We start from the raw sequence: 223 nt of genomic DNA, 5'->3' as shown, positions 1-223 counted from the left end.
CCGCTGCCGCTCGACTTGCATGTGTTAGGCCTGCCGCCAGCGTTCAATCTGAGCCATGATCAAACTCTTCAATTTAAGTTTGATGCTCGTGAATTAAACTTCGTAATGAATTACGCATGTTCACTCAGAGACTTGGTATTCATTTTTCGTCCGAGGACGTTAAGAATCCATGTCACTTTGAGTGCCCACACAGATTGTCTGATAAATTGTTAAAGAGCAGTGC

The 223-nt window shown here is 43.9% G+C and carries 1 rRNA gene; it reads right to left on the bottom strand.

Annotated features, from left to right (window positions below):
- A 16S ribosomal RNA gene (locus FHC48_RS23365) occupies positions 1 to 75 on the bottom strand; the annotation flags it as partial.
- Positions 76 to 223: the final 148 nt, after the last annotated feature.

The sequence above is a fragment of the Enterobacter sp. EC_50 genome, from assembly GCF_019584525.1.
Taxonomy (GTDB): domain Bacteria; phylum Pseudomonadota; class Gammaproteobacteria; order Enterobacterales; family Enterobacteriaceae; genus Enterobacter; species Enterobacter roggenkampii.
This window is presented reverse-complemented; position numbering and strand designations above follow the sequence as displayed.